The sequence below is a fragment of the Pseudomonas sp. GL_090 genome (assembly GCF_057837765.1).
Genome location: NZ_CM174452.1, coordinates 6,213,462 through 6,235,578, shown reverse-complemented (window position 1 = coordinate 6,235,578; position 22,117 = coordinate 6,213,462). Strand labels below are relative to the sequence as shown.

Below are 22,117 nucleotides of genomic sequence, written 5' to 3'. Positions count from 1 at the left end.
TTTTGGCGCTGCTCCATAGAGGGCAGCACGGACATAACAACAACAAACCGTCAAAGGGGCTTCACTCACATGCGTAAACCAGACCTCGCCGCAGCCATTGCTGAAAAGGCAGACCTCACCAAAGAGCAAGCCAACCGCGTTCTCAACGCCGTTCTTGAAGAAATCACCGGTGCCCTGCACCGCAAAGACAGCGTGACGCTGGTGGGCTTCGGCACCTTCCTGCAACGCCATCGCGGTGCCCGCACCGGCAAAAACCCGCAAACCGGTGAGCCCGTCAAAATCAAGGCCAGCAACACTGTTGCGTTCAAGCCAGGCAAATCGTTGAAAGACAGCGTTAATCCGTAATCCGCTTTCACCTCCCGCGTAGCGGGGGAGTGGAATAAAAAATGGGCACGCCAACCAGGGTTGGGTGCCCATTTTTTGTGGGTGGCGAATCAGCCGAGCCCGCTTTGCTGTTTGGCGAGAATCGCCGCCATTTGCGGCTCATCCAGATGATCCAGTGCTCGCTCTACCAGCAGGTGCGCCCCCTCAGCCACGCGACTGATCGCCAGGGCTACTGAGCGGCGCGAGCCGTCTACATCGTCAGCCAGGTCAGCGGCGATGGCGCTGATGGATAGCAAGTCTTCCGAGGCGTTGGCCAGGAGTGCTTCGGTATTGATGTCCGGGCAGACACTGAAGAGTTGGCCGCTGCGTTTCGTTGGTGTTTGTTTTGGTGGGGCGAGATAGTGATCGAGGGCGCGTTCGGCGGCTTCGTGGAGTTTTTTGGAATCGAGGGATTCGTAGGGGGATGTGGCCGGATCTTCTGGCGGATTAGGTGTTGGTTTGAACATTTGAATCACCGAGTTATGGAGCTCACGCAGTTTCGCTTGCTTCGAAAAAGGTGGCAGCTGTGTATAGGTGTGCAAGACCGGACTCGGTTGCCGGCAGACCCGAAGGACTCCCACACACAGCCGCCATAACGATTCGCGAGGATAAAAAAACACCCGGTGAATAGCCATAACCGATTGCATGACGAGTCCGGACTTGCACGTCCGAGTCACCAACTTTGCAGTGACTGGGAGAGGTTATCGGTGCCGTCCAAATACGCCTAGTTCATGTATAGCCCAGCGTATTGAAGGAAATGTCCGATAGGTTTGCAGGGTTGAAGATCAAAAAATCGCAGCCTCCGGCAGCTCCTACAGAATGTGTTTCGTTTGGTGTAGGAGTGGCGTGTGGAGTGGTCTGGAGGGAAGTTTTGATAATTGTGACTTGGTGGTCATCGTGAGGGTAATGGTTCTGATCTTCTTCTAACGCAAGCCGATACTGGTGTTATTGCCTGAAGCCGTTAAACTGCCCAGCCGTTCATTTTTCTTCTGAGGCTGTACGCATGAAATTTCGTTTTCTGCTGTGGATGCTGGGTTTGTTGATGGGTAAGGCCAGCCGGACCAATCCGGCGTTTCAACAGCAGTTGGGTGACAAGGACCTGGTGTTTCAGTTGCAGACCCTGGACGGGAAAGTGGCGCGGCATTTCCGCGTGAAGGACCAGCGCATCACCAGCCAATCGGGTGTGCATGCCGAGCCTGCGTTTGCGATTGCCTTTAAAGACGCCGCGTACGGCTTTGCCACGATGCAGGCGAAGAACAAGCAACTGGCGTTCATGACGGGGATTCAGGACAAGTCGATTCAGATCAAGGGCAACCCGGCGTTGGTGATCTGGTTCCAGGGGTTGACCAAGTATTTGAAGCCTCGAAAAAAGTAGTTGCTCCTGCTCAGGGTGGCTTAACAGGTCACTTCTTTGGCTTCTGATGACTGTCAAACTGTCATTATTGACAGGTGATTCTTGATGTTTTGCGGAGCTTCATTGAGGTGGCGTCCTTCGCGGACACTCAATCACCCAGAGTAATGCCACCATGAATGACTTGAATGCAATAGCAAACGAAGGAACACTCGATCCATCATTTGGCAGCAACGGTAGAGTATTCATAGCAAGACCCACAGGCGTTTTGCCGTTACCTCAGGGCAAAGTGATCGTTGTTACATCAGAACCGGAAAGCTTTCAATTAAAAACCGTCAGATTGAATGTGGATGGAACACTTGATCACAAGTTTGGTGACGAGGGGGTTGTAGAGCTGCCGCTATACTTCGATCTAGCTCTTCGCATCCTTCCGGCCATGGATGGTGGATGGTTTATAACTTATCCGATTGAAGGGGGAAGAGTCACTTCTCGGCAGCGTCCGGATGGCGCGCTGGATGAGTCGTTTGGAGTGGGGGGCATACGGGTCGTCATGTACGAATCTCCTGAGGTACTTTCAGTTCCAGTCCCGGCGGCTGTGCAAGTTACAAGAAATCAAAACAGTGAAGAAAGTACCCATATGGCAGGTAGCGAGGAGGGCTGTGCGATTGACCGGTTGATGGGGAAAATTATCTTCAGCGGCAGAGGGCTCGATTGGCCCAATCCGAGCGCACCTGCTGTTTGGCGCTTGAATCCAGATGGCACGCTGGATAAAACTTTAAACGGTACTGGTTATGTACCCATCAAGCCTGTGGGCTTTGAGTATGAGCACAATACTCTTCAGGACTCGACGCAATTGGAATGCGGCAAAATTTTGGTACTTGCTGAATATGACGAGAGAGGAGACCCGGGAGCTAGTAATCTGTATCTGATGCGCTATAACCAGGACGGAAGTGTCGATAGAGATTTCAATGAAGGACGCGCTTTGATCCTCAGGAAATTTCCTTATAGGGTCTTCGGACTCAGAATGACCGTCAGAGCCAGTGATGGAAGGATTGTTATTGGAGGTTTTTATAGAGAAAATCGTGTTGATGCAGGGATGATTCTTGTACTGAATGCCAGCGGATCTTTCAATCAGATTTTCAATAAAGGGAAGCCGTTGTTAACCAATCTGAATAGTGAGGATACGCGTTGGCGGCGCTGCCAAATTCAAGAGGATGGAGCCATCGTCGTCAGTGGTACGCTTGGATTAGATTTTAATGCAATAAATCTTCGGGTGCCGATAGCCCGCTTCCTGCCTGATGGAACCCTGGACCCGATGTTTAATGGTAAAGGTTGGAACTTTTATAAAGATGAGCCAGGAAGCCTTGAAAACAATCACTTTTCTGATATGGCAATAACGCAAGACGGTCGAGTCGTAGTCTGTGGGTTTAGTGAGGCTGATGGTGGTTGGGTGCTGCGTTATCTGGCTTGAATGCGTCAGTAAGTTTACTGGGATTCTTCGCGAGCAAACCGGCTCCCACACTTGACCGAGTGTGGGAGCCGTTTTTTATGACTGAGTGAATTGCGACGCCAGTTCACGCAACAGCACTTCCGCTTCAAGTACCTTACTGACCACGTCATTAGCCTTTTCGCGGCTCAGGCCAAGGCGTTCGAGCAGGGCATCGGGGATGTCTTCGTCGGGACCGGAGCCGATGCCTCGGCTGCGCAGCAGACGCACCGACAGGCACACCAGGTTCGGGTATTCGGCGAAGTCGCCGTCGTAGTGCGGATCGTGCTGGAAGCGCAGGGCGGTGGCCAGTTCTTCAGGCATGTCCCAGTAACGCATCAGCCACGAGCCGATCTGTTCCCGGCTGATGCCCAGCAGGTGTTGTTCCACGAAGCTGTGGCACAGGTGCGGGTTGACCTCCAGGTGGCGGCAGATCAGTGAGAAGTGCGGCGGGAACACGTGGGCCAGCAGCAGGTAGCCGAAGTTGTGAAGCAGGCCGGCCAGGTAGGTCAGGCCGGCTTCCGGACGCTGGGCGCGTGGCATGGCGCGGGTCAGGCCTTCGATGACGGCGGCGGTGTAGATCGATTGCTGCCAGTACGGGGTGGAGTGTTGTGGGTGGTCCTTGGGCAGGCTCAGGGTTTTGCCCAGGGCCAGGCCCAGCGCAAGGTTGATCACCAGGTCAAAGCCCAGCACCCGCACGATGGCGTCTTCCACGGAGCGGATCTTGCCCGGCGAGGCGTAGTAGGGCGATGCCGCCCAGCTCACGACTTGTGCGGCCAGCGCCGGGTCGGTTTCGACCACGCCGGTGATGTCGTCGATGGTGGCGTTGGGGTCGACGCGCAGCTTGATGATTTTTTGCGCGGTTTCGGCCAGCGGCGGAATCTCGATGGTCGCTTCCAGACGCTGCTGGATGCGTCGCGCGGTGAACGCCTGGACGGCCTGGGTAATTTCCTCGCGGTCGTCATCGGGGCGGTCGAGGTTGGGACGGATGCTGGTCAGATTTTCGCCGAAGTTGGCGGCGCTGGCCTTGGTCAGCATGGTCGCCTTGAAGTCTTCGCTGGAAATTTCCAGCAGCACGCCCGGCTCACCGGAGTTGATCAGCAACTTCGGCTCGCGCAGCAGGCTTTCGTCGTACAGGCACGGCGAACTGGTCAGCGCCGGCAGGCCCGGCAGCAAGCTGAGGTTGTGCTTGCCGAGCATTTTTTTCAGGCGTTCGATGGGTACGGCGGCGAGGCGGCGACCAGTGAGTTCAGTGAGGCGATTGAGGTCCAGCAATTGGCTCTGCGGGAAGAGCACCATCAATACGCCAACGCTGTCATCCAGCAGAACGGCCTGCACTTTGCGCGCGGCATTGAGGCCGTGACGGTCCAGCACTTCTTCATAGGCAATGCCTAACTTGCCCAGCATCAGCCGAATAACCGACGGAGCGTGCGGGGTGTCGGGTGCGAAGGCAACTTCGGTCATGGTCTGTATCCGTGCTTAAACAATTGCAGGAGTATAACCAGCTTGCTTGGGACCACGCCTCAGAAACCGTGACGGTTGTCACACCTGGCCGTATTGTTGGCCATGACGCAGCCATCGGTCGAGCAGTGGGCTGACGTGGGTCGGCCAGCGTTCGAGCAATGCCTGGGCGGCATCCCGCACGGCGGGCAGCAGATCGGCATCGCGCATCAGGTCGGCGACCTTGAATTGCAGCAAGCCAGTCTGCCGGGTGCCGAGCATTTCGCCGGGGCCGCGCAGTTCCAGATCCCTTTCGGCGATGACGAAACCATCGTTGGTTTCGCGCATGATGCCCAGGCGCTGGCGGCCGATCTGCGACAGCGGCGGATGGTAGAGCAGTACGCAATGGCTGACGGCGCTGCCCCGGCCGACACGGCCGCGCAACTGGTGCAGTTGCGCCAGGCCCAGGCGCTCGGGGTTTTCGATGATCATCAGGCTGGCATTGGGCACGTCCACGCCGACTTCGATCACCGTGGTCGCGACCAGCAGTTGCAGGTTGCCGGCCTTGAATTCGGCCATCACCGCAGCTTTTTCCGCAGGCTTCATGCGGCCGTGGATCAACCCGACTTTCAACTCGCCGAGGGCGGCAGTGAGGTCCTCAAAAGTGGTTTCCGCTGCCTGGCAGGTCAGCTCTTCCGACTCTTCGATCAGCGTGCACACCCAATAGGCCTGGCGCCCTTCGGCGCAAGCGCTGCGCACCCGTTCGATGACTTCGACCCGCCGGGTGTCGGTGATCAGCACGGTGTTGACCGGGGTTCGGCCGGGGGGCAGTTCGTCGAGGATCGAGGTGTCGAGGTCGGCGTAGGCGCTCATGGCCAGCGTGCGCGGAATCGGCGTGGCGGTCATGATCAACTGGTGCGGGCACATGCGCCCGCCGACGCCTTTCTGCCGCAAGGCCAGACGCTGCTGTACGCCGAAACGGTGCTGTTCGTCGATGATCACCAGCGCCAGGTTCTTGAATTGCACTTCGTCCTGGAATAGCGCGTGGGTGCCGACCACCATCGGCGTGCCGCTGGCGATTTGCTCCAGTGCGGCTACGCGGTTCTTGCCCTTGAGCTTGCCGGCCAGCCAGGCGACTTCAATGCCCAGCGGTTCAAGCCAGCGCTTGAAGGTGATGAAGTGCTGTTCGGCAAGAATCTCGGTGGGCGCCATCAGTGCGACCTGATAACCGGCCTCCAGTGCTTGCAATGCGGCAAGGGCGGCGACCACGGTTTTACCGGCGCCGACGTCGCCCTGGATCAGCCGCAGCATCGGTTCGTGCTGGCTGAGGTCATAGGCGATTTCATTGCCGACCCGCTGCTGGGCACCGGTCGGGCTGAAGCCTAGGTTGGCCAGGTATTTGGCCGGCAGCCTGGTGGCTTTGGGCATCGCGGGCGCACGCAGGGCGCGCATGCTTTCGCGCAGGCGCTGTTGCGACAGTTGATGAGTCAGCAGCTCTTCGAAAGCCAGACGGTGCTGCGCCCAGTGGTGACCGAGGGCCAGTTCATCGACGTCGGCATCGGCAGGCGGGTTGTGCAGGTAACGGATCGCATCGGCCAGCGGTGCCAATTGGTAATCCCGGGCCAGTTCGTTCGGCAGCCAGTCGGGCAGGCTGCTGGGGCCGAGCAGGGTGAGGGTCTGCATGCACAACTGGCGCAAGCGCTGTTGGGTCAGGCCTTCGGTGAGCGGGTAGACCGGGGTCAGGGTTTCATCCACCGGCGGCGGTTCGTCGCCGGTGATGGCGCGGTATTCCGGGTGGTAGATCTCCAGCCCCGAAGCACCAGGCCGCGCCTCGCCGTAGCAGCGAATCCGCGTGCCGCGTTTGAGGCCTTCTTTCTGCGCGTTGCTGAAATGGTAGAACCGCAGACTCAAGCCCCCGGTGCCATCCTGCAACCGCACCACCAGGCTGCGCCGCCGGCCCATGACCACATCGGCACCGCTGACGGTGCCTTCGATGACCGCATCTTGCCCGGGCCGCAGTGCGCCGATCGGCACCACGCGAGTGCGGTCCTGATAACGCAGGGGCAGGTGAAACAGCACGTCCTGGAGGTTCTCCAGGCCGACCTTGGCCAGCTTCTCGGCCATGGCTTCACCGACACCCTTGAGTGCCGTCACCGACACTTGCGACAACTCGCTCATGACCGTTACTTAGCCCGCAGCGACTTGCGCCGCTGGCTTGGCCACCGAGCACAGGCGAATGGAGTCAGCGAGGATTTCAATCGCCTTCGGGCGCGGGAAGCTGGCGCGCCAGGCAATGGCCACGGTGCGGAACGGTACGGGTGCCGACAACGGACGCACTTCAATCACGCCGGGGGCGTAGTGATGGCTGTCGACCGCCGACAACGGCAGGATCGAAATCCCGAGGCCCGAGGCGACCATGTGGCGAATGGTTTCCAGGGAGCTGGATTCCACCGTGGTGTGCTTGGCGCCGTCGTTGCCTTTGGTCAGGGTCGGGCAGGCTTCCAGTACCTGATCGCGGAAGCAGTGACCTTCGCCGAGCAGCAGCAGGCTCTTGTCGTTGAGCAGGCTGGCGTCGATGGATTCTTTTTGCGTCCACGGGTGCTGCGCCGGCATCAATACGTAGAACGGCTCGTCGTAGAGTTGCAGGGTCAGCACGTCGGCTTCATTGAACGGCAGGGCGATGATGATCGCGTCGAGCTCGCCGTTGCGCAGTTTGTCGCGCAGCACGTGGGTGAAGTTTTCTTCGATGTACAACGGCATCTGCGGGGCGACCCGGTGCAGTTGTGGAATCAGGTGTGGAAACAGGTACGGGCCGACGGTGTAAATCGCGCCGACTTTCAGCGGGGCGGTCAGTTGGTTCTTGCCAGCCTGGGCCAATTCGCGGATGCCCTGGGCTTGTTCCAGCACTTTCTGCGCCTGGGCGACGATGCCTTCGCCGACCGGGGTCAGGCGCACGGCGCTTTTGCTGCGCTCGAAAATCAGCACACCGAGTTCGTCTTCAAGCTTTTTCACGCCCACCGACAGGGTCGGCTGGCTGACGTGGCAACGCTCGGCCGCGTGGCCGAAGTGCTGCTCTTGGGCGAGGGTGACGATGTAGCGTAATTCTGTGAGGGTCATAGCAAGCGTCCATGTAGTTGCGGGCCAAGCATACCGGCTGCAATCGATAGACGCACGTTATCAGACGTAGGAGCGAGCTTGCTCGCGAAAAACCTGAGATCGCCCCGGGGTGTCAGGCTTCAAGCGTTATCGTTCGCCTCATTCGCGAGCAAGCTCGCTCCTACAGTGGTTCAGCGGTTTTCAACGGCGGCGTTTTTCCAGTGAATACACAAACGGTGCAACGATTTCGATGGAGCCATTGGTCAGCATATCGGCCGGTGGTTTGGGCAGCGGTTGGGCGCGGCGGATCATTTCCAGGGTGGCCCGGTCCAGATCGGCAGTGCCCGAGGCGCCTACCAGCTCAAACGACAACACATTGCCTTCGGCATCCACGACGAAACGCAGACGGTTCATGCCTTCCTTGCCCCGCGCCTGGGCACTTGCGGGGTACTTCTTGTACTTCTGCAGGTGTGCCAACAGCGTGCCTTGCCAGCTGGCCTTGGCCGCCATTTGAGCCGGCGATGGGCCCGGCGCAGGCTGGGCGGATTTCTCCGTCGGTGTCTGGGTCTGCTGGGTTTCGGCCGGCTTTTCTTCGGCCGGTTTTTCCTTCGGCGGCTCGGGTTTCTTCTCTACCGGCTTGGGCGGCTGCGGCTTGGGCTTTGGCTTGACGGGCTTGGGCACGGCAATTTCAGCTTTCGGCGCTTCAGCGAGCTTGGGTATCGGCAGTTCTTCAACCGGAGCCGGTGGCTGCGGCGGAGTGACGACCTTCGGCGGAGCAGGCGGTGGCGGGGCTGGAATCGGAGCCAGTTCGACCAGCATTGCCTGGGGAGGCAATTCGATGGGCGGACGGGTGGACCAGTTCAGCGCCAGCGCGATGGCCAGCGCGTGAACGCCCAGCACCACGGCCAGGCTACCGCTGTAACGCGTCAGCTTATGGCGCGTCGTGATCATTTCTTGGCTGCCGTCTCGAGTCCGACCAGACCTACCTTCAGGTAACCGGCAGAACGCAGGTTGTCCATCACGCTCATCAGGTCGCCGTAATCCACGCCTTTGTCGGCCTGGAAGAAGATTGTCGTGTCTTTCTTGCCCTGGGTCCTGGCGTCGAGGGTGGCGCCGAGTGCTTCGGCCTTCACCTCGTCTTCACCGAGAAACAGGCGCTGGTCAGCCTTGACGCTGAGGAACACCGGTTTCTCTGGTCGCGGCGCCGGCTTGGCGGTGGAGGCGGGAAGGTCGACCTTGATGTCCACGGTGGCCAGCGGGGCTGCCACCATGAAGATGATCAACAGCACCAACATCACGTCGATGAACGGCGTAACGTTGATTTCGTGGTTTTCGGACAGATCGTCGTCTGCCCCTTCTTTCAAATGCAGGCCCATGGCCGATTACCCCACTTTCACCATGTGCGGTTGCGAGCTGCGCTCAGGCTGGTGGTCGAGGTCGCGGCTGACCAGCAGCAGGACCTGTGCCGACGCATCGGACACCTGAGCCTTGTAACCGGCGATGGAGCGGGCAAAGACGTTGTAGATCACGACTGCAGGGATCGCTGCAACCAGGCCCAGCGCGGTAGCCAGCAGGGCTTCGGCGATGCCGGGAGCGACGACGGCGAGGTTGGTGGTCTGGGTCTTGGCGATGCCGATGAAGCTGTTCATGATGCCCCACACGGTACCAAACAGGCCGACGAACGGCGCGGTGGAGCCGATGGTGGCCAGCACGCCGGTACCGCTGCTCATGTTGCGACCGCAGGCGGCGACCAGGCGCTCAAGACGGAAGCTGACGCGTTCCTTGATGCCTTCTTTCTCACGGCTGTTGACCGACAGGCGCATCTCTTCGAGAGCATCATGCACCAGCAGGTTGGCGAGAGTACCTTCCTTTGCCGCGGTGGCGCTGGCTTCCTTGAGGGAGGCGGACTTTTTCAGCTGGGCAATTTCACCGCGCAGACGACGCTTGGCGCCCATCAGCTCAAGACCCTTGGCGATCCAGATGGTCCAGGTGATGATCGAGGCGATGGCCAGGCCGATCATCACGATTTTCACAATGATGTCGGCATTCTTGTACATGCCCCACGGCGACAGGTCGTGGGCCATGCCCAGGGTGTTGTCGGCTTCGAGGACTTCAGGGACGTCTTCACCCAATGTTTCTACCGGTGCTGCCTGGGCCGGAGTAACGGCCGGTGCGACGTGATCTGCTGGAGCCGGCGCGGTGGCGGCTGGTGTGGCTGGCACCTGGGCATCGGCGAAAGCGGCGACTGGCGCGAGCATCAGGCTGAGGAACAGGGCGGCCACCGCGCTCCAGGCGCGAGGTCGTTTGGTTGGCGGAGCGGAGAATTGATTGCGTGTCATGCTGGCCGGACCTGAGAGAATAAACGGGTGATGTTCTTCCAGGCCTCGAAAGGCCGAGAACAAAAGTGGTCCGTATTATTGCAATTAATTCTTGTTAACAAAAGTAATAGCGTCTCTTTTTTTCCTGCATTGCTAGCCGCCTGTCTATTGCCGGCGCTAGTCTGTGGCTTTCCGATGGGAGTTATCTGATGTCTGCGCCTACTGTTTTGATCGCCGGCTGCGGTGATGTCGGCAGCCGCCTGGCGACGCAATTGCTGGCGGTGGGTTGGGAAGTCCATGGCCTGCGACGCGACGTTTCACGCCTGCCCAAGGGCGTCATCGGCGTAGCCGGTGATCTGTTCAACAAAGACTGCCCGGCTACCTGGCCAATCGGCGCCGTGGACTACCTGGTGTATTGCGCCGCGGCCAGCGATCACGACGAAGCCGGTTACCGCGCTGCGTATGTCCAGGGGCTGGAGCATGTGCTGGAGTGGCTGAACGACTACGGGCAGGTGCCTAATCGCCTGTTGTTCGTTTCCAGCAGCAGTGTTTACGGTCAGCAGAATGGCGAATGGGTCGACGAGTCTTCACCCGCCGTGGCGGCGGGCTATTCCGGACGTGTGATGCTCGAAGCCGAGCAACTCGCCCTCAAAAGCGGCATTCCGGCGAGCATCGTGCGTCTGACCGGCATTTATGGTCCGGGCCGTGAGTGGTTGCTGACTCAGGTTCGTCGGGGGTATCGCGTGGCAACCGATCCGCCGTTGTATGCCAATCGGATTCATGCCGATGACGCAGCCGGGTTGATGGCGTGCCTGCTTGAGGCGGATCGGCGTGGCGTGGCGCTGGATGATGTTTACATCGGTGTCGATGACGCACCGGCAGCGCTGGCCGATGTGGTGGGCTGGTTGCGTGAGTATCTGGGTGTGACTGAATGGGCCGATGACGATAGCGTGCGTCGCACTGGCAGCAAGCGGTGCAGTAATGCGCGGGCCAAGGCATTGGGCTGGACGCCGAAATACCCGAGTTTTCGCGAGGGGTATGCGGCGATCATTGAAGGGCGCTGCTGACTCACAGTCACCCAAAAGCAACTGTAGGAGCGAGCCTGCTCGCGATGAGGTCGTAACATTCAACATCATAGTTGACTGTCATTGCGCCATCGCGAGCAGGCTCGCTCCTACAGGGGTAATGCGTTGCTTACTGCTTCTCGAGCAACCACTTGCGCTCACCCGGGGTGAACGAGGGCATCTCGTCCGCCTGTGCCGTGTTCACGGTCTGGAAAATCTCCAGCTCCTTGCCCTTGCGCGCAAAGATCCAGGCGTTGCCCTGGCCATTGAGCTGCAGCCACATGTTGTCATTGCCGCCACTCATGGAGGCGCAATCACCGGCCAGGCACAACGCATAGCGATCGCTGCCTGGCAGGCCGGTCACCTGGCCGTCGGGCTGGAATTGAACTGTGTTGCCTTCGCCCGGGCCGTTTACGATTGTCCAGCCGCCGCCCATGTAGGCGGAATACAGCGCACGTTCGAAGCTGGCGCCCATCGGTGCGCCATCCGGTACCTGGATCTGTACGCGGTCGAAGACTTGCTCAGGCTCATTGTCGCTGGCGGACTGGCTCAGTTGCTTGCCGTCACGCTTCAGCTCGCTGGCCGAGCTGCCATAAAAGTCGACTCTCCAGGCACCGGACTGTTCACCCAGCAGCTTGCCGTCGACATTTTCAAAACCGTTGGTGTAGCGGGCCTGACCGGCTTTGGTGTTGATGTCCCATTCCAGGTTCGGGCCATAGGCCTGGAGCGCTTCACGCAAGGGGACGCCTTTGGCGGCAGCATCGATCGCTACCTGGTTGATCCAGGTGCCGCTGATGTCGCGGTCGGCAGGGTTGCTGGCACATCCGCCCAGAAACAGGGCGAGCAGCGAGAGAGCAAGCGCGTTGCGCATGGGTGGAATCCTTTCAGGCATTCTTTACAGCAGAGCAGTCGGCGCAGCTCGAGGCTGCGCCGTACGCATTACTCGATGACCAGGATGGCATCCATTTCAACCTGCGAACCCTTTGGCAGGGCTGCTACGCCGATGGCGGCGCGGGCAGGGTAAGGCTGGTCGAAGTACTTGCCCATGATCTCGTTGACCTTGGCGAAGTGGCTCAGGTCGGTGAGGAAGATGTTCAGCTTGACGATGTCCTTGAACGAACCGCCGGCGGCTTCAGCCACGGCCTTGAGGTTCTCGAACACCTGGACGGTCTGGGCTTCGAAGCCTTCGACCAGTTCCATGGTTTTTGGGTCCAGGGGAATCTGACCCGACATGTAAACGGTGTTGCCAGCCTTGATCGCCTGGGAGTAAGTACCGATGGCGGCCGGGGCCTTGTCGCTGGTGATAACAGTCTTGGTCATGTAGGACTCCTTGTAATTAGGGGCTTAGGCGCGCATGCGGGTGATGCGAATCACCCCGGTCAAGGCGCGCAGTTTCTTGATCACGCGGGCCAGGTGCACGCGGTCGTGCACGCTGACCACCAACTGGACCACGCTGATGCGACCGTCGCGTTCGTCCATGCTGATTTTCTCGATGTTGCCGTCGGCGGCGTTGACGCTGCTGGCCAGCAGGGCGATCAGGCCGCGCTGGTGTTCCAGCTCGACGCGCAGCTCGACGTTGAATTCGCCGGTGACATCCTTGGCCCACGAGAGCTGGATGCATTTTTCCGGGTTGTGGCGGATTTCGCTGATATTGCGGCAGTTGTCCAGGTGCACGACCATGCCTTTGCCGGCGGACAGGTGGCCGACAATCGGGTCGCCCGGGATCGGCGTGCAACACTTGGCGTAGCTGAGCACCAGACCTTCGGTGCCGCGAATCGCCAGCGGGCCTTCCGCGCTTGGCAGCTGTTCGCCTTCGCCCAGCAGTCGACGGGCCACTACATAGGCCATGCGATTGCCCAGGCCGATGTCTTCGAGCAAATCCTCGATCAGTTCGAGACGGTACTCGACGAGCATGGCCTTGACGCGTTCGGCCGGAATTTTCTCCAGCGAGCTGTCAAAGCCGTTGAGGACCTTGTTCAGCAAGCGCTCGCCGAGGCTGATGGATTCGGAGCGGCGTTGCAGTTTCAGCGCATGGCGAATGTGCGTGCGCGCCTTGCCGGTGACCACGAAGTTGAGCCAGGCCGGGTTCGGCCGCGCGCCGGGGGCGCTGACGATCTCGACCGTGGAGCCGCTTTGCAGCGGTTCGGACAGCGGCGCGAGACGACGATTGATCCGGCAGGCGATGCAGCTGTTGCCCACGTCGGTGTGTACCGCGTAAGCGAAGTCGACCGCCGTGGAACCCTTGGGCAGCTCCATGATCCGGCCTTTGGGCGTGAACACATAGACCTCGTCCGGGAACAGGTCGATCTTCACGCTTTCGATGAATTCCAGCGAGTTGCCAGCGCGTTGCTGCATTTCCAGCACGCCCTTGACCCACTGGCGGGCGCGGGCATGGGTGCCTTTGGGCTGCTCATCGCCGCTGGATTTGTACAGCCAATGGGCGGCGATGCCGTTGTTGGCCATCTCTTCCATTTCACGGGTGCGGATCTGGATCTCGATCGGAACACCGTGCATGCCGAACAGTGTGGTGTGCAGCGACTGATAGCCGTTGGCCTTGGGGATCGCGATGTAATCCTTGAAGCGCCCCGGCAGTGGTTTATACAAGTTATGTACAGCACCCAGCACGCGGTAGCAGGTATCGACCTTGTCGACGATGATCCGGAACGCGTAGACGTCCATGATCTCGTTGAAGGCCCGACGCTTGCCGCGCATTTTCTTGTAGATGCCGTAGAGGTGTTTCTGGCGGCCGCTGACCTCGCCCTGGATGCCATCGATGGCCAGGCAGTGGCTTAAGGATTCTTCGATCTTGTTGACGATTTCCTTGCGATTGCCCCGGGCGCGCTTGACCGCCTGGTAGATCCGCGCGGAACGCATCGGGTGCATGGCCTTGAAGCCGAGGTCTTCGAACTCTATGCGGATGGCGTGCATGCCCAGCCGGTTGGCGATGGGCGCATAGATTTCCAGGGTTTCCTTGGCGATGCGCCGGCGTTTTTCGCCGGACAGCACTTCCAGCGTGCGCATGTTGTGCAGGCGGTCGGCCAGCTTGACCAGGATCACGCGAATATCGCGCGCCATGGCCATGGCCATTTTCTGGAAGTTTTCGGCCTGGGCTTCAGCTTTGGTCTCGAAGTTCATCTGGGTCAGTTTGCTGACCCCATCGACCAGTTCGGCCACGGTTTCGCCGAACTGCGCTTGCAGCGCTTCCTTGGCGATACCGGTGTCTTCGATCACGTCATGCAGCATGGCGGCCATCAGGCTCTGATGGTCCATGTGCATGTCGGCAAGAATATTGGCCACGGCAAGAGGATGCGTGACGTACGCCTCACCGCTACGGCGGCGTTGGCCGTCGTGGGCTTGTTCGGCGTAGAAATACGCTCGGCGGACCAGGTTGACCTGGTCTTTGCCGAGGTAGGTCGATAAGCGATCGGCGAGGGCGTCTATGCTCGGCATGATGTCTCCTGCCGTAAGCTTTTATCCCGCGCCGTGCTACGTCGACCAGGCATAGGCTTAGACGGCCTCGTTGGACTCGTCCTCGAATGCAGCAAAAAGCGGTTCATCTTCAACGATTTCGGCTTCGGCGATAGCTGCGTAGTCGATCAGGCCTTCAGCGATTTCGCGCAGGGCGACGACGGTAGGCTTGTCGTTTTCCCATGCTACTTTCGGCTCTTTGCCGCCGGTGGCCAGTTGACGGGCACGCTTGGTAGAGAGCATGACCAGCTCAAAGCGGTTATCCACGTGTTCTAGGCAGTCTTCAACGGTTACGCGGGCCATGGTCTTCCTCGTAGCAAATGCAATATGCGCGCTGCCCGGATGGGCGAGCGGACTCGACAGTTTAAAAAATCACCAGCGTTTAGGGAAGCGCTGATTTTTTGACCAAGCCCTTCAACGCGCTACAAGTGCCAATGTAAAGCCCTTGCAGCGGTTTTGGGAAGAGCTGATTAACCGAGCAATTCAGCCAGCAATTTGCCGTGACGCTGCTGCTGACGCTTTTGAATCAGCTGATTGGCGCGGAAAATCGCCTTCAGATCGTGCAGCGCGTGGGCGAAATCGTCGTTGATGATCAGGTAGTCGTAGTCGACATAGTGGCTCATTTCGCTCACGGCTTCGCGCATCCGGCCGTCGATTACTTCGTCACTGTCCTGGCCGCGATTGGTCAGGCGCTGGTGCAGGGCCTGCAATGACGGCGGCAGAATGAAGATCGAACGGGCCTGAGGCATCAGCTTGCGCACTTGCTCGGCACCTTGCCAGTCGATTTCCAGAATCAGGTCGTGGCCTTCGTCCAGGGTCTGCTGCAGGTGGCTTTGCGAAGTGCCGTAGAGATTGCCGAAGACTTCGGCGCGCTCGAGGAAATCCCCGTGTTCGATCATCTTCACGAACTGTTCGCGCGCGACGAAGTTGTAGTTCACGCCATCCACTTCGCCCGGGCGCATGGCGCGGGTGGTATGGGAGACCGAGACGCGGATCTCCGGATTGGCGTCGGTCAGGGCCTTGACCAGGCTGCTTTTGCCCGCGCCCGAAGGGGCGGAAATGATGTACAGGGTGCCGGTGCTGTGTGTCATGTCGGGGGTAGCCTTACTCAATATTCTGCACTTGTTCGCGCATCTGCTCGATCAACACCTTGAGGTTGACCGCCGCCTGGGTACTGCGCGGGTCGAAGGCTTTGGAGCCCAGTGTATTGGCTTCGCGGTTGAGTTCCTGCATCAGGAAGTCCAGGCGCCGACCGGCGGCGCCGCCGGATTTGAGCACCCGGCGAACTTCGATGATGTGAGTGCTCAGGCGATCCAGTTCTTCGGCGACGTCGCTTTTTTGCGCGAGCATGACCATTTCCTGCTCCAGGCGCTGCGGGTCCATCTCGGCCTTCATGTCGGCGAAGCGGTCGAGGACTTTCTGGCGCTGGGTGGCGAGCATTTGCGGGACCAGTTCGCGCAGGGTCACCACGTCTTCTTCAATGGAGCTCAGGCGTTCGTTGATCAGCCGCGCCAGTTCGGCGCCTTCGCGCTCGCGGCCGGCTTTCAGTTCCTTGAGGCCTTGGTTGAACAGTGCCAGCGCCTCGGCGTTCAAGGCTTGCGGATCGGTGGCGTCACCTACCAGTACGCCGGGCCAGGCCAGGACTTCCAGCGGGTTCAGCGCTGCCGGGCTCTTGATCAGGCTGGCGATGGTCTCGGCGGCGGCGACCAGTTGCGCTGCGCGCTCCTGATCGATTTGCAGTGCTTTGCCTGTATTTTCTTCGGTGAAACGCAGGGTGCATTCAAGCTTGCCCCGGGATACGCCCTGGCGCAGGGCCTCACGAACGGCGCCCTCAAGGTCGCGAAAGGACTCAGGCAGACGCAGGTGCGGTTCCAGGTAGCGGCTGTTGACCGACCGCAGTTCCCAGCTCAGGGTGCCCTGGACGCCGGCTTTCTCGACGCGGGCGAAGGCGGTCATGCTGTGCACCATGGAGGTACCTCGCAAGGCGGATCGGCACAGAACCGAGGTTCCGGGAATCCGATATCAATGAATTAAAGCCGACTGGCAGCAAAGGCGCAGGATTGTAGCGCAGTGGCGCGGATGCGCCCAAACACACGGTGTGACAAAACACGGCAGGCCTGCATCGACGCGCGGTACAGAGCCCTCGGTCGTCGGCGGAATTTTTTAGAAGTGCCCAGTGGCGGCCGTCGGCTCTATAATGCTCCGCAGTTTTCCGTCCCCAGTACAGGTACTCCCTATGATACGTCCAAGTGGTCGCGCTGCCGATCAGCTCCGCTCGATCCGCATCACCCGCAACTACACCAAACACGCCGAGGGTTCTGTGCTGGTCGAGTTCGGCGATACCAAGGTCATCTGCACCGTCAGCGTTGAACCGGGCGTACCGCGTTTCCTGAAAGGTCAGGGCCAGGGCTGGCTGACCGCCGAGTACGGCATGCTGCCGCGCGCTACCGGCGAGCGTAACCAGCGTGAAGCCAGCCGTGGCAAGCAAGGCGGTCGCACCCTGGAAATCCAGCGTCTGATCGGTCGCTCCCTGCGCGCTGCGCTGGACATGTCCAAGCTGGGCGATGTCACTCTGTACGTCGACTGCGATGTGATCCAGGCTGACGGTGGCACCCGCACGGCTTCGATCACCGGCTCCATGGTTGCGCTAATCGACGCCTTGAAAGTCATCAAGAAGCGTGGCGGCCTGAAGGGCGGCGACCCGGTCAAGCAGATGATCGCTGCGGTTTCCGTGGGCATGTACAAGGGTGAGCCTGTGCTCGACCTCGACTACCTGGAAGACTCGGCCGCCGAGACCGACCTGAACGTGGTGATGACCAGCGCTGGCGGTTTCATCGAAGTCCAGGGCACTGCCGAAGGCGCGCCGTTCCAGCCAGAAGAGCTGAACGCCATGCTGGAACTGGCGAAGAAAGGCATGAGCGAGATCTTCGAACTGCAAAAGGCCGCACTGGCCGACTGACCGGACTGCACTACACAAGGAGGGCGTTATGAGTGATGAGCAATTGCCGCTGCCTGCGCCGAGTCGTGAGGTTCGCCAGTGGGCGATGTTTTGTCACTTGTCCGCCTTGTTGGGGATCTGGATTCCGTTTGGCACGATCATCGGCCCGCTGATTCTCTGGCAGATGAAGCGCGAGATGGACCCGTTCATCGATGCTCAGGGTAAGGAAGCACTGAACTTTCAGTTAACCGTGGCGATCGCCTCGGCTATCTGTTTCCTGCTGATGGTGGTGATAATCGGGTTCTTCCTGTTTGGCTTGGTCGCGATCGGTGCGCTGGTGCTGACGATCATCGCCGGGGTGAAGGCCAATGAAGGGCAGCCTTACCGGTACCCGTTCACCTGGCGGTTGATCAAATAACGATCAACGAAGATCCCCTGTAGGAGCGAGCCTGCTCGCGATAGCGTTCTGACAGCCACTGCATCGGTATCTGATACATCGTCATCGCGAGCAAGCTCGCTCCCACAGAAAAGCAAATCACCGCCCACAAAAAAGCCGACATTGCTGTCGGCTTTTTTGTGTCTGCGAAACGACGCTTAAATGGTCAGCGTCCAGTCGTAGTCCACGATCAGCGGCGCGTGTTGCGAGAACCGCGGCTGGCGTGGCAGGCGTGCGCTACGTACGAAGCGGCGCAGGCCAGGGGTCAGCAACTGATAGTCGAAGCGCCAACCGAGGTTGAGCATCTCCGCCTGTTCGTTGTCCGGCCACCAGCTGTACTGGTCGCCTTCACGGCTGACTTCACGCAGGGCGTCGACATAACCCATGTTGCCGACAATCTCGTCCATCCAGGCGCGCTCAGGTGCCAGGAAGCCCGGAGATTGCTGGCTGTCGCGCCAGTTCTTGATATCCAGCTTCTGTTGCGCCACGTACAGCGAGCCACAATAAATGTACTCGCGACGCTTGCGTCGCTGTTTATCCAGATAACGGGCGAAATCGTCCATTAGCTTGAACTTCTGGTTCAAGTCTTCATCGCCGTTCTGCCCCGAAGGGAGCAGCAAGGTCGCGATGCTGACCTTGTCGAAATCGGCTTGCAGGTAGCGCCCGTAGCGGTCGGCCGTCTCGAAACCGAGACCGCTGATGACAGCCTTCGGTTGCAGCCGCGAATACAAAGCCACGCCACCTTGGGCGGGAACTTCGGCATCGCAGGCATAAAGGAAGTATCCATCCAGTTGGAAGGCTGGATCGTCCAGTTCAAAGGCGGAGGCGCGGGTGTCCTGCAGGCAGATGACGTCGGCATTCTGTGCCTGCAGCCAACTGAGCAAACCACGCTCGACTGCAGCCTGAATACCATTGACGTTCACACTGATGATCCGCATAAATGGCCCCAAAAATCGCGTGCGTGTATGATACACGGCGTCAAGCTAATTAGCTAAATCCGTGGTATTTGGGGTTTTTTCATGCAAGCGTATCAGCGCGATTTCATCCGTTTTGCCATCGATCGCGGCGTTTTGCGCTTCGGTGAGTTCACCCTGAAGTCCGGACGCACCAGTCCATACTTCTTCAACGCGGGCCTGTTCAACTCGGGTTCGGCCCTGGCGCAGCTGGGTCGCTTCTACGCCGCTGCCATTGCCGAGAGCGGCATTGCCTTCGACGTGCTGTTTGGCCCGGCCTACAAGGGCATTCCTTTGGCGGCGACCACCGCCGTGGCCCTGGCCGAGCATCACAACCGTGACCTGCCATGGTGCTTCAACCGCAAGGAAGCCAAGGCCCACGGCGAAGGCGGCAGCCTGGTTGGCGCACCGCTGACCGGCGACGTTCTGATCATCGACGACGTGATCACCGCTGGCACCGCGATCCGTGAGGTGATGCAGATCATCGCCTCCCAGGACGGCGCCAAGGCCGCCGGCGTGCTGATCGCCCTGAACCGTCAGGAGCGTGGCAATGGCGAGTTGTCGGCGATCCAGGAAGTCGAGCGTGACTTCGGCATCCCGGTCATCAGCATCGTTTCGCTGAACCAGGTGCTGGAATTCCTGGCGGATGACCCGCAGCTCAAACAGCATCTGCCAGCCGTGGAAGCGTACCGCGCCCAGTTCGGCGTGTAACTGCATTCCCCTGTGGGAGCGAGCCTGCTCGCGATGACGGAGTGTCAGTCGACGGCTATGTCGGCTGATAAATAGCTATCGCGAACAAGCTCGCTCCCACAGGGAAAGCGACACAAGTAAAAAGACCCCGCTCAGCCAGGCCGAGCGGGGTCTTTTTGTATGCGCTAGCGATTAAGGACGCTTGCGATTGCTGATCAGGGTGCCCACGCCGGTATCCGTGAAGATTTCCAGCAGGATCGCGTTCGGCACGCGACCGTCGATGATCAGCGAGCTGCCCACGCCGCCCTGGACCGCTTCCAGTGCGCAACGGATCTTCGGCAGCATGCCGCCGTAGATGGTGCCGTCGGCGATCAGGTCGTCGACTTGCTGGGTTGTCAGGCCGGTCAGGACCGTGCCCGATTTGTCCATCAGGCCGGCGATGTTGGTCAACAGCATCAGCTTCTCGGCTTTCAACGCTTCGGCGACTTTACCGGCCACCAGGTCAGCGTTGATGTTGTACGACTCGCCGTTGGCGCCGACGCCGATGGGCGCGATCACCGGGATGAAATCACCCTTGACCAGCAGGTTCAGCAGGTCGGTATTGATCCCGACCACTTCGCCCACGTGGCCGATGTCGATGATTTCCGGGGTGGTCATCTCCGGCGTCTGACGGGTAACGGTGAGCTTCTTCGCGCGAATCAGCTCGGCGTCTTTACCGGTCAGGCCGATGGCGCTGCCGCCGTGACGGTTGATCAGGTTGACGATGTCCTTGTTGACCTGGCCGCCGAGGACCATTTCCACCACGTCCATAGTCGCGGCGTCGGTGACGCGCATGCCGTCGACGAAATGACTCTCGATCGACAGGCGCTTGAGCAGGTCACCGATTTGCGGGCCGCCACCGTGAACCACCACCGGGTTGATGCCCACGGCCTTCATCAGCACGATGTCGCGGGCGAAGCCGGTTTTCAGCTCCTCGCTTTCCATCGCGTTGCCGCCGTATTTGATCACCAGTGTCTTGCCGACATAACGGCGGATGTAAGGCAGCGCTTCGGACAGGACCTTGGCGGTGTTGGCGGCGGCTTCGCGTTCGAGGGTCATTCAGGGCTCCGGGTGAATCAGAACGGTAGTTGGAGATCAGGTGCAACACGCTTCAACTGGGCGTGGAAAACGTCCTTGATGCGCTGCAATTCAGCCTCGTCATCGGCCTCGAAACGCAGCACCAGCACCGGTGTGGTGTTGGAGGCGCGTACCAGGCCCCAGCCTTTGGCATAGTCGACTCGCACGCCGTCAATGGTGGTCAGGTCGGCGCCTGCGCCCCACTGCGCATCGTGCAATGCATCAATGATGCTGAATTTGCTCTCTTCGGTCACATGGATATTGATTTCCGGCGTAGAAATATCGTTCGGGAAGGTCGCGAACAGCTCTTCGGCCGAGGATTTTTCCTTGCTGAGGATTTCCAGCAACCGCGCGGCGCTGTAAATGCCGTCGTCGAAACCGAACCAGCGCTCCTTGAAGAAGATGTGCCCGCTCATTTCGCCAGCCAACAGGGCGCCGGATTGTTTCATTTTCTTTTTGATCAACGAGTGACCGGTCTTCCACATTAACGACCGGCCACCGTATTCCTTGATCAGCGGAATCAGGCGGCGGGTGCATTTGACGTCGAAGATGATTTCGGCGCCCGGGTTGCGTGCCACGACGTCGCGGGCGAACAGCATCAGCAGGCGGTCCGGGTAGACGATGCTGCCGGTGTTGGTCACCACGCCGACGCGGTCGCCATCGCCGTCGAAGGCCAGGCCGATGTCAGCGTTGGTTTCCTTGACCTTGGCGATCAGGTCCACGAGGTTTTCAGGCTTGCCCGGATCCGGGTGGTGGTTCGGGAAATTGCCGTCGACCTCGCAGAACAGCGGGATGACTTCGCAGTTCAGCGCTTCGATCAGTTGCGGAGCGATCACGCCAGCCGCACCGTTGCCGCAGTCGACGACCACTTTCAGGCGACGGGCCAGCTTGATGTCCTGGACGATTTCGGTGGTGTAGCGGTCGAGGATCTCGACCTGGGTGATGCTGCCCTGGCCGCTGCTCAGGTTGTTGGTCTTGAGGCGGTCGTGCAGGGCCTGGATCTGTTCGTTGGCCAGTGTGTCGCCGGCAATGACGATCTTGAAGCCGTTGTAGTTCGACGGGTTGTGGCTGCCGGTGAGCATCACGCCGGATTTTCCGGCCAGTACGTTGGCGGCGTAGTAGAGCGCCGGAGTCGGGACCAGGCCGACATCACTGACGTGGCAGCCGCTGTCGGCGATGCCTTTGATCAGTTGCGCGACCAGCTCCGGGCCGGACAGACGGCCATCGCGACCGACGGAAACGTTTGGCTCGCCCTGGGCCAGGCTTTGGGAGCCGACGGCGCGGCCGATCCAGTAAGCGGTTTCAGCGTTCAGGAATTCCGGGACGGTGCCGCGGATGTCGTAGGCGCGGAAGATGCTGTCAGGGAACTTGGGTGCGACTTTGGCCGGGGTGTTCATC

At 59.9% G+C, this 22,117-nt stretch carries 22 protein-coding genes and 1 pseudogene; 7 read left to right on the top strand and 16 right to left on the bottom strand.

Features of this window, described 5'->3' with window-relative positions; translation table 11 throughout:
- Nucleotides 1–69 precede the first annotated feature (69 nt).
- Nucleotides 70–345, top strand: coding sequence for an HU family DNA-binding protein (locus AC3ITA_RS28315; RefSeq protein ID WP_003195589.1), 276 nt, complete (start codon nucleotides 70–72; stop codon nucleotides 343–345).
- Nucleotides 346–434: 89 nt separating this feature from the next.
- On the opposite strand, the gene AC3ITA_RS28310 is transcribed toward AC3ITA_RS28315, so the two are convergent.
- The gene (locus AC3ITA_RS28310) at nucleotides 435–830 is read right to left on the bottom strand and encodes a DUF6124 family protein (protein ID WP_489278979.1); all 396 of its coding nucleotides are present in this window, start codon (nucleotides 828–830) and stop codon (nucleotides 435–437) included.
- A gap of 536 nt (nucleotides 831–1,366) precedes the next feature.
- Here AC3ITA_RS28310 and AC3ITA_RS28305 point away from each other — a divergent pair.
- Nucleotides 1,367–1,738 carry a helicase gene (locus AC3ITA_RS28305; RefSeq protein WP_095943411.1) on the top strand — a complete coding sequence of 124 codons (372 nt, stop codon included), beginning with the start codon at nucleotides 1,367–1,369 and terminating at the stop codon, nucleotides 1,736–1,738.
- Nucleotides 1,739–1,889: 151 nt separating this feature from the next.
- A complete protein-coding gene (locus tag AC3ITA_RS28300; protein WP_150671930.1) occupies nucleotides 1,890–3,185 on the top strand; it encodes a hypothetical protein in 1,296 nt (431 codons plus the stop codon).
- Between the two features lie 75 nt (nucleotides 3,186–3,260).
- Here AC3ITA_RS28300 and AC3ITA_RS28295 read toward each other — a convergent pair whose 3' ends face one another.
- The 6 genes from AC3ITA_RS28295 to exbB all read right to left on the bottom strand — a co-directional run bounded on the left by AC3ITA_RS28295 (nucleotide 3,261) and on the right by exbB (nucleotide 10,075).
- Entirely contained in the window at nucleotides 3,261–4,664 is a 1,404-nt protein-coding gene (locus AC3ITA_RS28295) for an aminoacyl-tRNA deacylase and HDOD domain-containing protein (RefSeq protein ID WP_489278977.1), read from the bottom strand.
- A 78-nt stretch (nucleotides 4,665–4,742) separates the two neighbouring features.
- Nucleotides 4,743–6,818 carry an ATP-dependent DNA helicase RecG gene (gene recG, locus AC3ITA_RS28290; protein ID WP_150671932.1) on the bottom strand — a complete coding sequence of 692 codons (2,076 nt, stop codon included), beginning with the start codon at nucleotides 6,816–6,818 and terminating at the stop codon, nucleotides 4,743–4,745.
- A 9-nt stretch (nucleotides 6,819–6,827) separates the two neighbouring features.
- A complete protein-coding gene (locus AC3ITA_RS28285) occupies nucleotides 6,828–7,757 on the bottom strand; it encodes a hydrogen peroxide-inducible genes activator (protein ID WP_008047093.1) in 930 nt (309 codons plus the stop codon).
- 180 nt (nucleotides 7,758–7,937) lie between these two features.
- A complete protein-coding gene (locus tag AC3ITA_RS28280; protein ID WP_095943407.1) occupies nucleotides 7,938–8,687 on the bottom strand; it encodes an energy transducer TonB family protein in 750 nt (249 codons plus the stop codon).
- Nucleotides 8,684–9,112 (bottom strand): TonB system transport protein ExbD, encoded by a 429-nt coding sequence (gene exbD / locus AC3ITA_RS28275; RefSeq protein WP_007975187.1) that lies wholly within the window; start codon nucleotides 9,110–9,112, stop codon nucleotides 8,684–8,686. The genes AC3ITA_RS28280 and exbD overlap by 4 nt, the downstream gene beginning before the upstream one ends.
- 6 nt (nucleotides 9,113–9,118) lie before the next feature.
- Nucleotides 9,119–10,075: a tonB-system energizer ExbB gene (gene exbB / locus AC3ITA_RS28270; RefSeq protein ID WP_095943406.1), complete on the bottom strand. Its 957-nt coding sequence runs from the start codon at nucleotides 10,073–10,075 to the stop codon at nucleotides 9,119–9,121.
- Between the two features lie 188 nt (nucleotides 10,076–10,263).
- On the opposite strand from exbB, the gene AC3ITA_RS28265 reads away from it, so the two are divergent.
- On the top strand, nucleotides 10,264–11,121 hold the full coding sequence (locus AC3ITA_RS28265) for an SDR family oxidoreductase (protein ID WP_095943405.1): 858 nt from the start codon (nucleotides 10,264–10,266) through the stop codon (nucleotides 11,119–11,121).
- Nucleotides 11,122–11,248: 127 nt separating this feature from the next.
- On the opposite strand, the gene AC3ITA_RS28260 is transcribed toward AC3ITA_RS28265, so the two are convergent.
- The 6 genes from AC3ITA_RS28260 to AC3ITA_RS28235 all read right to left on the bottom strand — a co-directional run bounded on the left by AC3ITA_RS28260 (nucleotide 11,249) and on the right by AC3ITA_RS28235 (nucleotide 16,554).
- Nucleotides 11,249–11,989 (bottom strand): hypothetical protein, encoded by a 741-nt coding sequence (locus AC3ITA_RS28260; RefSeq protein ID WP_095943404.1) that lies wholly within the window; start codon nucleotides 11,987–11,989, stop codon nucleotides 11,249–11,251.
- 68 nt (nucleotides 11,990–12,057) lie between these two features.
- A complete protein-coding gene (locus AC3ITA_RS28255) occupies nucleotides 12,058–12,438 on the bottom strand; it encodes a RidA family protein (RefSeq protein WP_003229509.1) in 381 nt (126 codons plus the stop codon).
- A gap of 24 nt (nucleotides 12,439–12,462) precedes the next feature.
- Nucleotides 12,463–14,568 (bottom strand): bifunctional GTP diphosphokinase/guanosine-3',5'-bis pyrophosphate 3'-pyrophosphohydrolase, encoded by a 2,106-nt coding sequence (spoT, locus tag AC3ITA_RS28250; RefSeq protein WP_095943403.1) that lies wholly within the window; start codon nucleotides 14,566–14,568, stop codon nucleotides 12,463–12,465.
- Nucleotides 14,569–14,625: 57 nt separating this feature from the next.
- Nucleotides 14,626–14,889: a DNA-directed RNA polymerase subunit omega gene (gene rpoZ, locus AC3ITA_RS28245; RefSeq protein WP_007921129.1), complete on the bottom strand. Its 264-nt coding sequence runs from the start codon at nucleotides 14,887–14,889 to the stop codon at nucleotides 14,626–14,628.
- Nucleotides 14,890–15,056: 167 nt separating this feature from the next.
- Nucleotides 15,057–15,677: a guanylate kinase gene (gene gmk, locus AC3ITA_RS28240; protein WP_095943402.1), complete on the bottom strand. Its 621-nt coding sequence runs from the start codon at nucleotides 15,675–15,677 to the stop codon at nucleotides 15,057–15,059.
- A gap of 13 nt (nucleotides 15,678–15,690) precedes the next feature.
- A complete protein-coding gene (locus AC3ITA_RS28235; protein ID WP_150671936.1) occupies nucleotides 15,691–16,554 on the bottom strand; it encodes a YicC/YloC family endoribonuclease in 864 nt (287 codons plus the stop codon).
- A gap of 268 nt (nucleotides 16,555–16,822) precedes the next feature.
- Here AC3ITA_RS28235 and rph point away from each other — a divergent pair, with 268 nt between their 5' ends.
- Together rph and AC3ITA_RS28225 are read left to right on the top strand one after the other, a co-directional pair.
- Complete coding sequence (rph, locus tag AC3ITA_RS28230; RefSeq protein WP_095943400.1) at nucleotides 16,823–17,545, top strand: ribonuclease PH; 723 nt, start codon at nucleotides 16,823–16,825, stop codon at nucleotides 17,543–17,545.
- A gap of 28 nt (nucleotides 17,546–17,573) precedes the next feature.
- Nucleotides 17,574–17,942, top strand: a complete 369-nt coding sequence (locus AC3ITA_RS28225) for a DUF4870 domain-containing protein (RefSeq protein ID WP_095943399.1) — start codon at nucleotides 17,574–17,576, stop codon at nucleotides 17,940–17,942.
- A 176-nt stretch (nucleotides 17,943–18,118) separates the two neighbouring features.
- Here the strand turns inward: AC3ITA_RS28225 and crc are convergent, their stop codons facing one another.
- Nucleotides 18,119–18,898, bottom strand: coding sequence for a catabolite repression control protein Crc (gene crc, locus AC3ITA_RS28220; RefSeq protein ID WP_003176915.1), 780 nt, complete (start codon nucleotides 18,896–18,898; stop codon nucleotides 18,119–18,121).
- Between the two features lie 81 nt (nucleotides 18,899–18,979).
- On the opposite strand from crc, the gene pyrE reads away from it, so the two are divergent.
- Nucleotides 18,980–19,624, top strand: a complete 645-nt coding sequence (pyrE, locus tag AC3ITA_RS28215; RefSeq protein ID WP_008047079.1) for an orotate phosphoribosyltransferase — start codon at nucleotides 18,980–18,982, stop codon at nucleotides 19,622–19,624.
- A gap of 171 nt (nucleotides 19,625–19,795) precedes the next feature.
- Here pyrE and argB read toward each other — a convergent pair whose 3' ends face one another.
- Nucleotides 19,796–20,701, bottom strand: a complete 906-nt coding sequence (gene argB / locus AC3ITA_RS28210) for an acetylglutamate kinase (RefSeq protein ID WP_008047078.1) — start codon at nucleotides 20,699–20,701, stop codon at nucleotides 19,796–19,798.
- Nucleotides 20,702–20,718: 17 nt separating this feature from the next.
- Nucleotides 20,719–22,095 (bottom strand): annotated as a pseudogene (locus AC3ITA_RS28205) (phosphomannomutase/phosphoglucomutase); the annotation flags it as partial.
- Nucleotides 22,096–22,117: the final 22 nt, after the last annotated feature.

What these genes read in the sequence shown, in the direction of transcription:
- AC3ITA_RS28315 (WP_003195589.1), top strand. Translation starts at nt 70, where the DNA reads ATGCGTAAACCAGACCTCGCCGCAGCCATTGCTGAAAAGGCAGACCTC.
- AC3ITA_RS28310 (WP_489278979.1), bottom strand. Translation starts at nt 830, where the DNA reads ATGTTCAAACCAACACCTAATCCGCCAGAAGATCCGGCCACATCCCCC.
- AC3ITA_RS28305 (WP_095943411.1), top strand. Translation starts at nt 1,367, where the DNA reads ATGAAATTTCGTTTTCTGCTGTGGATGCTGGGTTTGTTGATGGGTAAG.
- AC3ITA_RS28300 (WP_150671930.1), top strand. Translation starts at nt 1,890, where the DNA reads ATGAATGACTTGAATGCAATAGCAAACGAAGGAACACTCGATCCATCA.
- AC3ITA_RS28295 (WP_489278977.1), bottom strand. Translation starts at nt 4,664, where the DNA reads ATGACCGAAGTTGCCTTCGCACCCGACACCCCGCACGCTCCGTCGGTT.
- recG (WP_150671932.1), bottom strand. Translation starts at nt 6,818, where the DNA reads ATGAGCGAGTTGTCGCAAGTGTCGGTGACGGCACTCAAGGGTGTCGGT.
- AC3ITA_RS28285 (WP_008047093.1), bottom strand. Translation starts at nt 7,757, where the DNA reads ATGACCCTCACAGAATTACGCTACATCGTCACCCTCGCCCAAGAGCAG.
- AC3ITA_RS28280 (WP_095943407.1), bottom strand. Translation starts at nt 8,687, where the DNA reads ATGATCACGACGCGCCATAAGCTGACGCGTTACAGCGGTAGCCTGGCC.
- exbD (WP_007975187.1), bottom strand. Translation starts at nt 9,112, where the DNA reads ATGGGCCTGCATTTGAAAGAAGGGGCAGACGACGATCTGTCCGAAAAC.
- exbB (WP_095943406.1), bottom strand. Translation starts at nt 10,075, where the DNA reads ATGACACGCAATCAATTCTCCGCTCCGCCAACCAAACGACCTCGCGCC.
- AC3ITA_RS28265 (WP_095943405.1), top strand. Translation starts at nt 10,264, where the DNA reads ATGTCTGCGCCTACTGTTTTGATCGCCGGCTGCGGTGATGTCGGCAGC.
- AC3ITA_RS28260 (WP_095943404.1), bottom strand. Translation starts at nt 11,989, where the DNA reads ATGCGCAACGCGCTTGCTCTCTCGCTGCTCGCCCTGTTTCTGGGCGGA.
- AC3ITA_RS28255 (WP_003229509.1), bottom strand. Translation starts at nt 12,438, where the DNA reads ATGACCAAGACTGTTATCACCAGCGACAAGGCCCCGGCCGCCATCGGT.
- spoT (WP_095943403.1), bottom strand. Translation starts at nt 14,568, where the DNA reads ATGCCGAGCATAGACGCCCTCGCCGATCGCTTATCGACCTACCTCGGC.
- rpoZ (WP_007921129.1), bottom strand. Translation starts at nt 14,889, where the DNA reads ATGGCCCGCGTAACCGTTGAAGACTGCCTAGAACACGTGGATAACCGC.
- gmk (WP_095943402.1), bottom strand. Translation starts at nt 15,677, where the DNA reads ATGACACACAGCACCGGCACCCTGTACATCATTTCCGCCCCTTCGGGC.
- AC3ITA_RS28235 (WP_150671936.1), bottom strand. Translation starts at nt 16,554, where the DNA reads ATGGTGCACAGCATGACCGCCTTCGCCCGCGTCGAGAAAGCCGGCGTC.
- rph (WP_095943400.1), top strand. Translation starts at nt 16,823, where the DNA reads ATGATACGTCCAAGTGGTCGCGCTGCCGATCAGCTCCGCTCGATCCGC.
- AC3ITA_RS28225 (WP_095943399.1), top strand. Translation starts at nt 17,574, where the DNA reads ATGAGTGATGAGCAATTGCCGCTGCCTGCGCCGAGTCGTGAGGTTCGC.
- crc (WP_003176915.1), bottom strand. Translation starts at nt 18,898, where the DNA reads ATGCGGATCATCAGTGTGAACGTCAATGGTATTCAGGCTGCAGTCGAG.
- pyrE (WP_008047079.1), top strand. Translation starts at nt 18,980, where the DNA reads ATGCAAGCGTATCAGCGCGATTTCATCCGTTTTGCCATCGATCGCGGC.
- argB (WP_008047078.1), bottom strand. Translation starts at nt 20,701, where the DNA reads ATGACCCTCGAACGCGAAGCCGCCGCCAACACCGCCAAGGTCCTGTCC.